The organism is Halomonas sp. XH26 (assembly GCF_024138895.1).
In the GTDB taxonomy this organism is placed as follows: Bacteria; Pseudomonadota; Gammaproteobacteria; order Pseudomonadales; family Halomonadaceae; genus Vreelandella; species Vreelandella alkaliphila.
The window spans coordinates 2192806-2206571 of record NZ_CP071889.1 but is presented as its reverse complement, the minus strand read 5'-3'; the positions used below and the strand labels follow the sequence as shown (position 1 = coordinate 2206571).

Annotated in this window: 12 protein-coding genes; 8 read left to right on the top strand and 4 right to left on the bottom strand. The window is 48.6% G+C overall.

The genetic code is table 11. The features are described from left to right. Window positions 1-156: 156 nt before the first annotated feature. Window positions 157-1077, bottom strand: coding sequence for a ketopantoate reductase family protein (locus tag J4377_RS10240; RefSeq protein WP_253485454.1), 921 nt, complete (start codon window positions 1075-1077; stop codon window positions 157-159). Window positions 1078-1807: 730 nt separating this feature from the next. On the opposite strand from J4377_RS10240, the gene J4377_RS10235 reads away from it, so the two are divergent. From J4377_RS10235 to J4377_RS10225, 3 genes are all read left to right on the top strand, one after another. Next, window positions 1808-2398: a hypothetical protein gene (locus J4377_RS10235; RefSeq protein ID WP_253485452.1), complete on the top strand. Its 591-nt coding sequence runs from the start codon at window positions 1808-1810 to the stop codon at window positions 2396-2398. A gap of 891 nt (window positions 2399-3289) precedes the next feature. Then, a complete protein-coding gene (locus J4377_RS10230; RefSeq protein ID WP_253485451.1) occupies window positions 3290-3973 on the top strand; it encodes a hypothetical protein in 684 nt (227 codons plus the stop codon). A 254-nt stretch (window positions 3974-4227) separates the two neighbouring features. Then, window positions 4228-4458: a hypothetical protein gene (locus J4377_RS10225; protein WP_253485449.1), complete on the top strand. Its 231-nt coding sequence runs from the start codon at window positions 4228-4230 to the stop codon at window positions 4456-4458. 237 nt (window positions 4459-4695) lie between these two features. Here the strand turns inward: J4377_RS10225 and J4377_RS10220 are convergent, their stop codons facing one another. Continuing rightward, complete coding sequence (locus tag J4377_RS10220) at window positions 4696-5196, bottom strand: lactoylglutathione lyase family protein (protein WP_198349571.1); 501 nt, start codon at window positions 5194-5196, stop codon at window positions 4696-4698. 94 nt (window positions 5197-5290) lie between these two features. On the opposite strand from J4377_RS10220, the gene J4377_RS10215 reads away from it, so the two are divergent. Beyond that, complete coding sequence (locus J4377_RS10215; RefSeq protein ID WP_253485447.1) at window positions 5291-6160, top strand: LysR family transcriptional regulator; 870 nt, start codon at window positions 5291-5293, stop codon at window positions 6158-6160. A 164-nt stretch (window positions 6161-6324) separates the two neighbouring features. Beyond that, a complete protein-coding gene (locus tag J4377_RS10210) occupies window positions 6325-6840 on the top strand; it encodes an N-acetyltransferase (protein ID WP_198349573.1) in 516 nt (171 codons plus the stop codon). A gap of 75 nt (window positions 6841-6915) precedes the next feature. Here the strand turns inward: J4377_RS10210 and lhgO are convergent, their stop codons facing one another. Next, complete coding sequence (gene lhgO, locus J4377_RS10205) at window positions 6916-8130, bottom strand: L-2-hydroxyglutarate oxidase (RefSeq protein ID WP_198349574.1); 1215 nt, start codon at window positions 8128-8130, stop codon at window positions 6916-6918. Between the two features lie 64 nt (window positions 8131-8194). Beyond that, window positions 8195-9157 carry a glutarate dioxygenase GlaH gene (gene glaH, locus J4377_RS10200; protein WP_253485446.1) on the bottom strand — a complete coding sequence of 321 codons (963 nt, stop codon included), beginning with the start codon at window positions 9155-9157 and terminating at the stop codon, window positions 8195-8197. Between the two features lie 252 nt (window positions 9158-9409). Here glaH and J4377_RS10195 point away from each other — a divergent pair, with 252 nt between their 5' ends. The 3 genes from J4377_RS10195 to J4377_RS10185 all read left to right on the top strand — a co-directional run bounded on the left by J4377_RS10195 (window position 9410) and on the right by J4377_RS10185 (window position 13734). Beyond that, on the top strand, window positions 9410-10036 hold the full coding sequence (locus J4377_RS10195) for a LysE family translocator (protein WP_038485060.1): 627 nt from the start codon (window positions 9410-9412) through the stop codon (window positions 10034-10036). A 740-nt stretch (window positions 10037-10776) separates the two neighbouring features. After that, complete coding sequence (locus tag J4377_RS10190; RefSeq protein WP_253485444.1) at window positions 10777-12417, top strand: reverse transcriptase domain-containing protein; 1641 nt, start codon at window positions 10777-10779, stop codon at window positions 12415-12417. Window positions 12418-12717: 300 nt separating this feature from the next. Further along, window positions 12718-13734, top strand: a complete 1017-nt coding sequence (locus J4377_RS10185) for an IS30 family transposase (RefSeq protein ID WP_253485442.1) — start codon at window positions 12718-12720, stop codon at window positions 13732-13734. Window positions 13735-13766 lie beyond the last annotated feature (32 nt).

Here is a 13766-nt window from a genome sequence, read left to right as displayed (position 1 = left end):
TTTTGTAGTGCGCGGTAAGCGAAGCGCACCCGCAATGGCAGACCAGCGCAGCGGTTGTAAGTGGAACAGCACAGCCCTGACAGCACCGTAAATAAGGGCAATTTAATATTATGGGAAGGCGCTTTAGCGCGCGATGATTCAGCCACTAAATTTTCCCTAAAACTCCGCCTCCAATTTAGCCAATTCGCTATCGAGCTCCTTCAACACCCCAAACGGCAAGCCATGGCGCTCGGCGCTATCAATCAACGGCCCTAAAATCGCCCCGCGCTCGGTGGGGCGTTTAGCCTCAACATCCTGCAACATCGAGGCCTTATTGTTAGCGGTGTTCTCCACCACCTGCCACACAAGCGCCAACCACGCGTCTTCATTTTCGCCACCATTCGGGGGGGCAATGTTTTCCTGCTTTAGAATCGCCGCGACCTCTTTGACCACCGCTGCCAAACGGCCTGCATAAGCATCACCGCGCAGCTCACCATTGCGCACGCCATTGAGCGCCACCAATGGGTTGATCGCCGCATTCACCGCCAATTTTTGCCACGAGCGTTGGCGTATATCGCTCACCGCCGTTGCGGTAAAGCCTGCCTCACTCAATAGCGCCGCTAACGTCTTCGCCAATCCCGCGTGCTGATTATCTAAATCACCAATAAACGTCGGCCCGCGCCCTGCGTGAACCACACTGTCATCTCCAGTGAGATAAGCGCCCTGAGTAGTGGTCGCGCACAGCACTGGCCCAGGCCACGTTTGTGTAATACGTGGTTGTGCTAAAAAACCGTTTTGCCACAGCACCAGCGGGGTCGTGGGCGCAACCACATCGGCAATGCTGGCAAGCGCCGCCTCGGCGGCCATGGCTTTGGTGGTGAGATGTACAAACCCAGGTGCGGGCAGTGGGTGAGAAGTCAGTTCCGCAACCGTAACGCTCGCCAGTCGCTTAGTTTGCTCTTCACCTTCAGGGGAGGTTAGGCGCTGTTGTTCAGGTAGCCCACGTCGGCCAATTAAAGTGGTGTCAGTCAAGGGGGAAAGCGAATGCGCCAACAGGCGACCAATGGCCCCTGGGCCAAGTATCCAATGGGAAGTCATCGTTGATTTTTAGCCATTAGCAGCGGTGTTGCCCCCAAGCTTACCGTGTTCAGCATAAGGAAATGAAGCCGAGGAGAGCAGTTGCTTCAAGACCCCCTTATTAAACAAACCAGTAACGCGACGATGCAGTTGACCGTGCTAACTTGGTTCACCGCATCAGCTTTTTTGTTTTGGTGATGGAAGAAGCTAAAAGGTGTTATGAGCGAACAGGCTCTAGGCGTGGCAGAAGACCGCAATGCGCGGCTAATGACTAATGACGGGGCTGAGGTTTATCTGCTAGCGTTAAGGCTAAGAAGATTTTGTTTGAGAGGCTGGGTCACGCCTCAGGGGGAGGGCGGCTTGTGTAAAGTGGTATATGCAATATCGGCTTTCGACCGAGGCTGTGTGAAAACTCTTAAACCGTCCAGAAGTTGACGTCCGTACGCGAAATCTGGAGAAATTTTGCCACGAAGATGACCAAGTTTAGCGAGGGAGCGCGATTTTTGATCATTTTTTGGCCGGACCGAGACTCCCCAAGCGTTTTCACACAGTCTCAGCCGAAAACTGACATCTTCAAGTCATTTTCTAATGGTGGGAACTATTATCTAGGGTGGAGCTCGTAAGCCACATATACAAAGAACGGCAGTGCTCGCTTTATTTCGACTGGCAAAACTTAATAAGTCAAAGTTACTAAGCGCTATCAAAGAACGGGGTTCACGTCCAGCAGCGGACGTTTGGAGAGTTAGCTGACATGGTTATTTTTATCCCAAGTATAAGAAATAAACATGGCGCCACAACTGCGGATGTGATCGCGGAACAGATTGCGCTTTGTAAAGCAAATCTTCTTACCATTGAAAAAGTTGCTGTCTTTCGCAAGCCTAGAGAAAAGCGAGATGAAATCAATCGCAGGCTGAGAGGGTGCCATGATTTCATGGGTATGGCAGGTTCACGAAAATTTGGGTGCCTCTATCGCGAAGTAGGCTTAAATTCTGAGGATTCAGTGGTCTGTGAGCACGCTATTCCGGTTACAGCAATGGTTTCTCTGTACGAGGCAGGCACACCATTTGAGGAATTGGTATTTTTCCCGGTAGCCCGAATTACTAAAACTTCAGATCAGAAGTTTGGCAGCCTAGGTCTTACTAAATCTGGGTATGATCTTGAGCGACCGTTTCTTCGTTACCATATCGCTGGTATAGAGATTGAAACCCACTTCGGCACGAAGATTTCCTGTAAGAATTGGAGCATTCAAGATCATTGGAAATTGGTAGACGAAACACCAGAACTCTCACACATTCGACAAGAGGTGATAAATAAACTCACGGCAAAGCAATGGACAGAGTAGTAACACTGGTATCCTCCAATCGTAGCTATGAGGACGTATTTTCTGTTGCAACGTCGTCTTCATTCCAAAGTCCGCCCATAACTAAACGTTAAATTTTGCGAGTAGAAATGCAATTACGAGAGTGTTGTTCATGTGGGGAATATACGCCAGAGGACGCATTTCGAAAAGGTCGCGCCGACTGTGTGTGGTGTCAATATGGCGACATGGAAAAACGGGCAAAAGCAAGGTACTTGGATAAACAGAAGAGCGCTCAGCAACGACTACATATTGAAAAAGCCGATTTTGTATCGTGGTATACCGTACAGAGAGATGAATGTGCTTACTGCGGTCTCACATTTAAAGAGCTTAAGCGGTTGAGGCTTCGCAAAGGTAAAGGCTACTTCGTGTCCTGGGATATAGACTGTGTTGAGCCGAAAAAGGGATATTCGGCTGGTAATCTTGCCTTATCGTGTTTCGTCTGCAATATGGCTAAAGGTAACACGTTATCCGCGTCAGAGATTAAGGTTGTCGGTAGTGCTGTTTTAAAAGTGTGGCGCGCCCGTCTCGCAGTCGAAAACTAAATTTAATCAGTACGGTTCATATACGCTCCAATCTTCACGCTGCTGACATATATCAGAATTATCTAAAAGGCTGCTCTTGGCCGAAATGCGAAATTAATTACGCAGTCTCGACACGTAGTCTATTCTGGTAAATAGACGTTGTTGTTTAAATGCGCAGCATAGCATTGTTGAACAGTAGAGGAGCACTATTAGTGCCCTCGGTGTCTGAAATCTTGGCGATGTTTTTGTTGCAGTGGGCTGCCAATGCCACATTACAAGAAAGAAAAGTGGGTTCAGTTTTAAGCTTGCTTCACTTAAAGGTAATGCCATGGTTAGGTGCACAACATGTTCGTTGTTAATCCGTGAGTCTCGTATCGCTTTCGCCGCCCGGGTTGGAGGTGATAAAAAAGCAGAGGCTTTTAATCATGCACTAGTGATAGACCGAGAGAGCAATGATCCATTTCCATTTGTGGCAGTTTACTGTTACGCAGAAAGGCCAGAATTCATTCAGCAACTCGGTACAGAACTTCGTACCGATGAGATCCAAGAACATGAGCTATTTAATCGAGAGCATGATTGCGTATTTTATCAACCAGCAACCGGTCATTACGACCTAGAATATGCGATTAACTTATACAATGAGCAGCGAGTAGCTATGACGATGACACCGGTAACAAATATAGTGGCAGGTGGAACGTTCATCCAGAGTCAGGTTGGAGTCGTCAACAGCTCTTTGGATGGGTACATACGCGCGCTGGATGTTAATGCCTACTGCTCTGACGCTGAGCGCGAGCTAAAATCAGTCTTGGCGGAGCTGCGCCGTAGCATCGAGATAGATGAGAGCCTAACGCCAGCGCAGCGTCAGGCCGCAGCATCGGATATCGCAATTTTTACTGAAGAGATGTCTAAGCCAGAGGGTGTGCAGAGTGAAGATACGAAAAGCGTATTCTGGGATCGCCTTAACACGGTTACAAATGCTTCATCTGCATTGAATTCGCTAGTCCAAACAATCGGACGCATGACAGGACTACTTTAGTCTAGACGTTTTCGGTATGACTCGAATCGTGGGCTTAAAACTCAGACTCATGACCGCCTATGTGTGTTATGTAAAGTTTACTGATCATAACGGCCACTGCCCGGCACACAGAAATCAGCCATTTTCCAGCTATTACTGTTAACACTTGGGTACATAGTCCTAAGGGCTGTTCCTGGACATATAACGACAGCTTGGCTTAAACCGTCGTTTGACTAATCCATGAGATAGTTCCGAAAACGCGACGAGGCTTGAAGGTGGCGAGTGAAGGTACGCCTGTCCACCTTCGCGATGCGGGGGAACCCCATGATACGGGCAATCTTGTTGGCAATCTTCGCGCCGTAATGCTCGCGCACCATAAACAGGCACCCCGAAGTAGTCGTGTTGAATACTGGCGCCACCCAATTATGGGTATAGAAGACATACTGAATACCCATCGGGCGGCTCCTGATGCGACCATCATTGCAGTGCATATGGAGATGCCGTGAACCATGTGACGCTGAGCCGTAACGAGCTGGCTGACTACGTGCAGGATGAGGGGCTTAAGAAAAAGCGGGACTGTGTTGAATGGTGGGTAACCGAGCCTAAGCGAACGTGCTAGGAAATACAGCAAGGCGCTAAGTTTGGAAATGCTACCTAATTTTAATTAACTTATAAAAAGTTAATGAAACTGGCGTTTTTAAAGCAGGCTTATCAAGCCTGCTCGAATTCTAATCGCTAATAATTTAGTAGGCGCCTTCGCTGTAGGTCAGTTCGTAGCTATGGCTATAGATTTCCACAATATTTCCGAATGGATCTTCCATGTAAATCATGCGATAGGGCTTCTCACCTGGATAGTAGTAGCGTGGCTTTTTCATGCGCCGCTTACCACCAGCGGCTACGATACGGTCAACAAGTTCTTCCAAATTGGGGTCTTGCACAGAGAAGTGAAAGACGCCGGTTTTCCAGTATTCAAAGTTATCCTCCGGGTTGGTCTGATTCTTGAACTGAAAAAGCTCGATACCTATCCGGTCTCCGGTAGATAGATGTGCGATTCTGAAGCTTTCCCACCCGGCTCCGAAGACATCCGTGCACATCTCTCCGATGGCGCTATCGTCCTCTTTGATCTCGGTGGGTTCCATGATCAGATACCAGCCCATCACTTCGGTGTAGAACTGTACGGCTCGCTCAAGATCCGGTACAGAAATACCGATGTGTGAGAAACTTCTTGGGTAAACGTTGGGCATTGCCTGTCCTCCTCTGGTGTGACTGATAGTAGGTTACAGAACGCCTTTAATTACTTAAAATTATCATTTTTGATTGTGATAATTATGGATAGTGATGATAAACACCACCTGGTTAACTACCTTTTGCACCCTCGTTGATGTAGGACATTTCACCCGTACGGCCGAACGTCTCCACATGACTCAGTCAGGGGTGAGCCAGCATGTGCGTAAGTTGGAAGAGCAACTTGGTGTTGAGTTGCTAATCCGGGAGGGGAAGAAATTCTCACTCTCGCAGGCAGGCGAAAGGCTATACATCGAAGCGCAGAACATTCTGCAGGCGTTATCGAGTTTGGAGCAGGCAGTCCAAGAAGATTCGCCTTACGAAGGGGTAGTTCGGGTGATGTCACCCGGGAGTGTTGGGCTTAAGCTATATCCACGCTTATTGGCGCTGCAGAGTAAGTATCCAAAACTCATAATTGATTACCGCTTTGCACCCAACTCCGACGTAGAAACCGCCATCGCCGAATCTTCTGTGGATATTGGCTTCATGACGTCAAAATCTACCCTGGCCGAGGTCAGTTGCAAGCCTATCGCGGAAGAATCATTGTTATTGGTGACCCCTGAGACCATTGAGGAGCCATCTTGGGAGACGTTGATGGCCCTCGGTTTTATTGACCATCCTGATGGAAGTCACCACGCCAACCTGCTGCTTAGCAAAAATTATCCTGAGTTCCAGCACAGTCATCAGTTTCTAAGAAAGGGGTACTCAAACCAGATCGGGTTGATTCTGGAGCCTGTCAGCATCGGGCTGGGGTTTACAGCATTACCGGCTCATGCGGTTGAGGCGTTTCACAAGCCTGAACAAATAAAGGCTCACCGACTTCCTAACCCGGTGAGTGAGACACTATACCTTTGCGTCCGGCGTCACCGGGGACATCAGAAGAGAATTGAAACGGTAATAGCGGAAGCTAGATGCTGGCTCTGAGTCCGATTGATATTTAACAAAGCATTGCAGCGAACAAGCCACTGAGTATGGCATTACATTAGAAGTATCCGAAAGTTCGCTTTTACCCGGATACTGACCAAAGCGACTGGTAACAAACTTATTAAATCACCCGAAACCTCTGCACCATGCAGCAAGTCCCCTATATGAAAAACTTCAACATCAAAGTACTAACCCCTGAGAATTGGACGTTGTACAAGTCCGCTAGGCTGGAATCGCTCAAGGATTCCCCTGACTCGTTTGGTGCCACTTACGAGCAGGAATCTGTATTGTCGGATGCTGATTGGCGGGCGCGCTTAGATCTTAGCGCACGGGGGCTTGTGGCTTTTCCGTTAGTGGCCGAGCAGGGGGGCTGGGCGGTAGGGCTTGCTTGGGGTGTGGTACATGCGCCAGAGGTGGAAACCGCTCACATCTACCAAATGTGGGTTTCGCCTGCGGCAAGAGGGAAAGGCATCGCCAAGGCGCTTCTGGGTGAAATTAAAACCTGGGCGATAGATAAAGAGTGCGATTGTCTCGCGCTTGACGTTACAACCAGCAATGAGGCAGCAGTTTGCTTGTATCGGTCGTCTGGATTTATGGCGAAGGGGCAGCCGATGCCGCTTAGGAGTGATTCATTTCTTATGATGCAGCCTATGGTGAGGGCGTTACGTAGTTTTGGCTAAGTAACCGCTCAATAATATTTCGGACGCAAACTATGCGCCCGAAACAGGCTCGTTACTAAGCAGCTTCGTGAGTTCCTAGCATACTACGGCGGCGCTATCGCCAACCTGCTGCTTAACTTTCTCTACGATATACGCCCCAATGGGAATAGCAGACGTCGCCGCAGGCGAGGGTGCGTTACACACGTTGACAGTACGCGGCGTGTTGACGAACAGGAAGTCATCGACCAGCTTGCCATCGTTGGACACCGCCTGGGCGCGCACGCCAGCCGGGTAAGGCTCAAGATCTGCCAGTGTTAAGCTTGGGCAGTACTTACGCACTTGCTGAAGGTAGCCTTTTTTATAGAGTGAGTTCTTAAACTCGGAAAGCCCTGGACGCAAGTTGTCTTTCAGCACTTGGCGGATGCCGCGGTGGCGCAGCATGGCGAGCGTGTCGGAAAACGAGATGTCGGTCTTTCGATAGCCTTCACGTTTCCAGGCCAGCACCGCGTTGGGGCCGACCGTTACGCTGCCGTCAATCATGCGCGTCAGGTGAACGCCAAGAAACGGCATCGAAGGGTCAGGAATCGGGTAGATCAGGTGATTAACGATTTGATTGTGCTGCGTGGGCAGGCGGAAGTACTCGCCGCGGAACGGGCAGATGGTGAAGTCTGGCTCGATACCCAGCATGCGTACCACTCGGTCTGCCATCAGGCCAGAGCAGGACACCATATAGCGGGTAGAGAAATCACCCTGGCTGGTGGATACCACTACCTCATTGGTTTGCTCACTTAAGCCGGTGACTGACGTGGTGTAGCGGATCTCACCGCCAGCGGCTTCGAAGTCGCGGCCCATGGCGGCAGCCACTTCAGCATAATTGACGATACCGCTGGAGGGGACAAAGATACCGCCGACGCCGGTGATGTTAGGCTCACGTTCGTTCAGTTCTTCTGCCGTCAGCCAATACCGCTCCAAGCCATTAGCCTCCGTGCGCTCCCACAGTGCTTTCATACGCTGGAGTTCGAGGTCATTCGTGGCGACCAGCAGCTTGCCGCATTCGTCGTAGGCAATGCTATGTTCGTCACAAAACGCTTTGGTGGCGAGGTTGCCCTCTAAACAAAAACGCGCCTTTAAGCTGCCAGGCGTGTAGTAAACCCCCGCATGAATCACGCCACTATTGTGGCCTGTTTGATGGCGGGCTGGGCCATCCTCTTTCTCGACCAGCAGCATCTTCTTGTCAGGATAGGCACGGATAAGCTGCATGGCAGTCGACAGCCCAAGAATGCCGCCCCCGATAATAATGTAGTCGTACATAGGCGTCTCGGTAGCCAAGGGAAAATGGCCACCGTCATGGCGGTGGCCAGCTTATTCTAAATGATTATACCTGACGAGGCTGACGTAGTGTTTTGGCATGGGTGAAATAGCCACGCTGACGCATCAACTCACGACGCAGGTCAGGGTGCGGGGTGAAGCGATCACGCCCATGCAGCCAGAAGTGATTGTTAATCAGCAGGAAGCTGCCAGTAGCGACCGGAACCGATAGCTGATGTTGGCTACCTTCCAGCGAATCAGACAGGTCAGCTAGCCAGTTACCTTCTTCAAAGTTCTTCGGCTGAACGAACTGGTCAATGTAGGCCATGATCGGGCGACCCTCGGTGTCCACATCGAACACGGGGTGGTAGATGTCGCGATCAACATTCTTACTGGGCGGCGCGGTCCAGCGCATGTTACGACGCGCCAGTGGGTGAGGGTAGAAACTGTCTAACCCTTCCCAGTCATCGAGGTGCAACAGTAACGAGTTGCCGCCTTGCATGTTCTGTTCGTCAACTTTCATCATCAGCACGTAGTCGGTGTCCTGCTCCACGAACGTGCCGTCGTTATGCAGCTCCATCACGCGGTGCGGCTGACGTAGGTAGCTGTCTGAGTTATCGACGTTCTTCACCACAAACCGTGCATAGTACTGGCCGCTCATAGCGTCGTAATTAGAGCGTCCCATCAAGTGAGCCACCGCCGTGGCGAATATCACCATCTCGTCGGCCTGCTCAACCTGATCCAGCCCCTCTGGCGTCACCAGAAATGCCCCTGTATCCCGATCCACCATGGTATCGATCAACACCGGCTGTAGGGTGTTCTTACACAGGTCATCAAGAATCTTGGCCACTCGAAAACGCAGGAAAGACTTATATTCCAGTGCCTGAACCGGCCATTCCGACACGGCGTCAAGAAACGCTTTCACTGTTTCCTTAGGGAAGCTCAGTTGCAGTAAGCGGTCCGACTGCGGTGAGCGGCCAAGGGTGAAACCATGATGCTGCTGTGCGGGGATAGTGGCTGGAGCGTTCATTGGACGCCTCTCTTTAGCAAAAGGGTGAAAAAGAACCGACTGAATAAATAACCTACGCTTAAAAAATATCTACATTTTTATATTTCGTCAACGTTTTATATTTATTTAGTTAAAAATATGGTGCGGGTTCGACCGCAAGGGGAGCTCACATCGTCAAAACAGTGGGGATATCAGAGGGCGTTGCTAAAGGGGTACTTCAGCCTGCCGCGGCTTATGCTAACTTAGTCATTACCACGTCTAAGGTGCTGTCCCATGTCTATCGAAATTTGGTTTGCCTTTGCGCTTGCATCCGTGGCCTTGCTCGCTATTCCTGGGCCGACGATTTTGACGGTTGTCAGCTACTCCATCGCCCAAGGCCGACGCGCTAATATTCCGCTTGTCGCTGCGGTTGCTCTAGGTGATTCCACGGCGCTGATTTTTTCGCTACTTGGCTTGGGTGCTGTTTTGGCCGCTTCGGCGTTTTGGTTCACCGTTATCAAATGGATCGGCGGTTTATACCTGCTCTATATGGGCATAAAGCTGTTGCGTGCCGGGATATCGTCGGTTCAGCCGGTAACACCCGCCGTATCAGGGTCGCGCTGGAAGCTGTTCACCAATACCTATTTGGTAACGGCGCTGAATCCCAAGGGCATCATCTTCTTCGTCGCTTTTTTGCCGCAATTTGTTAGCCCTGGTGCTAATGCGGGGCAGCAGTTGTGGATTTTGGCAGTCACGTTCGTGGCGTTAGCGACACTCAATGCCACGCTTTACGCGGTGTTTGCCTCATCCGTGCGCAAAATGCTTGCCTCACGCCGCGCCCAGCGCCGTTTCAATATTGTCGGCGGAACATTGCTTTCTTCAGCAGGCGTGTGGGCACTGCTGGCCAAACGGCCTGCGTAATAGGCGTTTGGTGGTTTTAGACTGTCAGGAAACCGACGAATTAATCATGATCAGGGATGCCGTATTCACAATTAGTGGCGGCATCACGCGCCTGTCCATAGTGAAACCAGCGCTAGACGACCAATTTCTAATGACGGCAGCAATCATTATCTGCTAGCTTTGAGGCTAAGTGGATTTTGATAGTTGCAGGTTGTTGAATAAAAGTAAGTGGAGACGGTTACTGCGATTAGACACCTGGCTAGAAGTCCGTTTTCGACCCAAAGCAGACGTGTAGGGAGATGCAGCAGGCGTTAGAATTTTGGATATGTAATCCAGCTTAAATTATGTTATTTATATCAATAACATAGAGTGTTTTAGGCTGGGGTTTGTGGATAAACATGCTAAAGCGTTATATCCAGCTATAAGGTGAGTTGTTTAATACTTGTATCACATATCACGCTCGATGGATTTTCAAAACCCATCTTATAGGAAAGGATAGGAAGAAAAAGAAGTGCAAAATATTTAACCAGATTAATTGTAAGCGCTTATTTTTTTCGAAAAAATATTGAATCTTATATTTGGTGGTGCTAACTTGTTGATGCCGCCTAACGGGGGTTAATCTTGGCGGAGACAAATGCCGCTGATTGACAACGAAGTTAGCACCTTAATCGCAGCTCTGCCACTGTAAGCTTAAAATGGTATCCTCAGTGTCTACGGTTGCATCTCGAATAGCGTAAAGTGAAACCCCGAAGGCGGCCTTGATGCTAGACACTAATACGACACCTAGGCAGCTATCTACACTACTAGGAACTACTTACCCAAATTTATGCTTTACAGTTTATAAAGTTAGACCAAATAATCTTTATACTAACTTTAAGATTGCAAAGAAACTTGGCGGTGTGCGCGCTATTGCTGCCCCAGATAAGAGATTAAAATATCTTCAAAATAAGCTGAAGCCATTGCTCGAAGATTTATATACTCCTCACCCGGCCGCTACAGCATTTATTAAGAATCGGGGGATCTTTTATAATGCTAGTCCCCATGTGAATAAAGCGTTAGTGTTTAATGTTGACCTTAATGATTTTTATGGCCATATAAATTTCGGTCGAGTAAGGGGATTGCTTTCTGCTCCCCCATATAGCCTACGTTCAGACACCTCTCAAATTATTGCTACAATCTGTTGCTTGAATGGATCTATTCCTCAAGGTGCTCCTACATCACCCGTAATATCAAATATGATAAGTCGGCAGCTTGATCGTCGATTGTCGTTGCTTGCGAAAAAGAATCATGCTTTCTATACACGCTATGCTGACGATATAACTTTCTCTTTTAAAAATAATAACTTTAAAGGTGTGTGCTCTTCCACAGAAGGTGCTTTTCAACCATCTAATGAATTCATTAATATTGTAGAAAAAAGCGGATTTTATTTAAATAAACAAAAAACGCGTGGTGAATTTTCTCGGTCCCGTCAAGTTGTTACAGGACTGAAAGTCAATAAAAAAGTTAATGTTGATCGACGGTATATAAGAACAACTAAGGCTATGATTCATGCGTTGTCTGGTGATATTGACGCTGCCAATGTAGTTTTTTGGGAAAAATTTCCTGAAAAAGAACCAAAAAGGCTTGAAGAAGTAGTGGCCGGTAGAATTAATTTTATAGGTATGATTAAGGGAGTAGACTCTACCGTATATCAAATGCTTGCAAAAAAATTCAATAGACTTCCTTTGAAGAAAAAGCTTCCTACGCGAACTTCTAAGCTTGTTAATACCGATCAAAAATACAGAGACATTGCAAAGCAGAGAGAGCTCCAAGAATGTGTTTGGATTCTGGATTTCGAAGGAGCTAAAAACGTTACTGAAGAAGCTGAGTCTATCCAAGGCACAGCTTTTATGGTTAAAGATCAAAAAGTTTTAACTTGTTCACACGTTTTTAGTAAAGCTGATGACGCCGAGTATTGTTACATTTCGAGGATAAATAAACGCAGTGTTAGATATTTAATGAAGGTGGCGAAGCAATGTAAGCATCGAGATATAGTTGAGCTAGAATTTGTTGATAATCCTAATAAAATATTTCAAAGCTTAGATATATATCATAAAGAAGAAATGTTTCCTGGTTACCAGGTTTCACTGGTGGGCTTTCCTGATAATATGTCTGGACACACTACTGTAAGTGTTCTCAAAACATCTATAACATCACATGTAAATATTTCAACAGTTGATAATTATGAGGTAGATGCCGAAATAGGAGCAGGTTATAGTGGCGGGCCTGTAATAAATGATTTTCATCAGGTAATAGGAATGATCGTGAAAGGTCGAACGACAACAGTTGATTTTAATGCGCAGGAATCTGCCCTAACTGGTAGAAATGCTTTTATTAGTGCTCATCATTTTTTGCAACTTTAAAAAGTAAACTGTCGGGCGGATGACGGTGCTCAACACCCTACGCACTCGACTGCGTTATCCCAAAAGGTCGCCATGCTGACCGTTTATTGGGCAAGGCAGCGCATTCATGGGCTAACGGGTGCTGTTAGCCTGAGTCAGCGTGCTCGATCGGTTGAAATGCAGGGCAAAACAGGCTGTCAACGTCGACCAACGCCACAAGAAACGGCACTAGCCGATCTGTGTCGGTGTCGGCTTCACGGATTTAGGCTTGGCCGCAGAAACTGAGTGCAACACCTGAGCATTTCGCTAAGGTGTTGTCCCATGTCTTACCTCGAACTCAGCATTGAAGAACGTGCCAGCATCCAAGTGGGTCAAGCCCAAGGGATGAGCCTTCGGCACATTGCCCAGCTCTTAGGGCGAGCTCCTTCAACCATATCTCGTGAAATACGCCGTAACCAAATGGCCCAGAACGGTTACTGTGCCCGGCACGCCCAACGTCAGCGAGAAAAGCGTCGAGTAGTCTGTCGTCCTGCGCGTAAGCTTTTGCCAGGCACCGAGCGGTTTGATCTCATCGTGCATATTTTGCGGCGACGCTTGTCTCCTGAACAAATTAGCGGCAAGCTCAAGACGATGAAACTACCTGATTTGCGCGATGCCTACGTCTGCCGAGAGACCATCTACACGGCCATTTATGCCTTGCCCGTTGGCCACCTTCGCAAGGAACTGATTCACTGCTTGCGACAAGGTAAAACCACACGCAAGCCTCGCCGTGGCGAAGTGGATCGACGTGGTCAGATCCCTGACATGGTCAGCATTCACTTACGTCCGCCCGAGGTCAGTAAGCGTGAAATGCCCGGCCACTGGGAAGGCGATCTGATCAAAGGTAAGAATAACGCGTCCGCGGTAGGCACCTTGGTAGAGCTTAGCAGTGGCTATCTGATCCTCGCAAAAATGGACGATGCCACCGCCACATCCGCCGTAGCAGGCTTTAGTGCTGCTCTGAACCGAATGCCGACCACCGCTCGAAAAAGCATGACCTATGATCAGGGGCGTGAAATGACACACCATGCAAAAATTACTCAAGAAACCGGTGTTGCGATTTACTTTTGCGATCCCCATAGCCCCTGGCAACGGGGAGCCAATGAGAATATCAATGGCCTTATCCGTCAATATTTACCGAAAGGAACAGACCTTTCAGTACATAGCCAGGAAGAGCTGGATGCCATTGCCTTTGAGCTGAATATGCGGCCTCGAAAACGCTTTGATTTTAAATGTCCGATAGAAGTGATGAGCGAGCTGATGGCCAAGTACCATGAAAGCCCATCAACCATCCAATGAGTGTGTTGCACTCAGAGTCTGCATCCGCCAGG

What these genes read in the sequence shown, in the direction of transcription:
- J4377_RS10215 (WP_253485447.1), top strand. Translation starts at nt 5,291, where the DNA reads ATGATAAACACCACCTGGTTAACTACCTTTTGCACCCTCGTTGATGTA.
- glaH (WP_253485446.1), bottom strand. Translation starts at nt 9,157, where the DNA reads ATGAACGCTCCAGCCACTATCCCCGCACAGCAGCATCATGGTTTCACC.
- J4377_RS10195 (WP_038485060.1), top strand. Translation starts at nt 9,410, where the DNA reads ATGTCTATCGAAATTTGGTTTGCCTTTGCGCTTGCATCCGTGGCCTTG.
- J4377_RS10210 (WP_198349573.1), top strand. Translation starts at nt 6,325, where the DNA reads ATGAAAAACTTCAACATCAAAGTACTAACCCCTGAGAATTGGACGTTG.
- J4377_RS10220 (WP_198349571.1), bottom strand. Translation starts at nt 5,196, where the DNA reads ATGCCCAACGTTTACCCAAGAAGTTTCTCACACATCGGTATTTCTGTA.
- J4377_RS10235 (WP_253485452.1), top strand. Translation starts at nt 1,808, where the DNA reads ATGGTTATTTTTATCCCAAGTATAAGAAATAAACATGGCGCCACAACT.
- J4377_RS10240 (WP_253485454.1), bottom strand. Translation starts at nt 1,077, where the DNA reads ATGACTTCCCATTGGATACTTGGCCCAGGGGCCATTGGTCGCCTGTTG.
- J4377_RS10190 (WP_253485444.1), top strand. Translation starts at nt 10,777, where the DNA reads ATGCTAGACACTAATACGACACCTAGGCAGCTATCTACACTACTAGGA.
- J4377_RS10185 (WP_253485442.1), top strand. Translation starts at nt 12,718, where the DNA reads ATGTCTTACCTCGAACTCAGCATTGAAGAACGTGCCAGCATCCAAGTG.
- lhgO (WP_198349574.1), bottom strand. Translation starts at nt 8,130, where the DNA reads ATGTACGACTACATTATTATCGGGGGCGGCATTCTTGGGCTGTCGACT.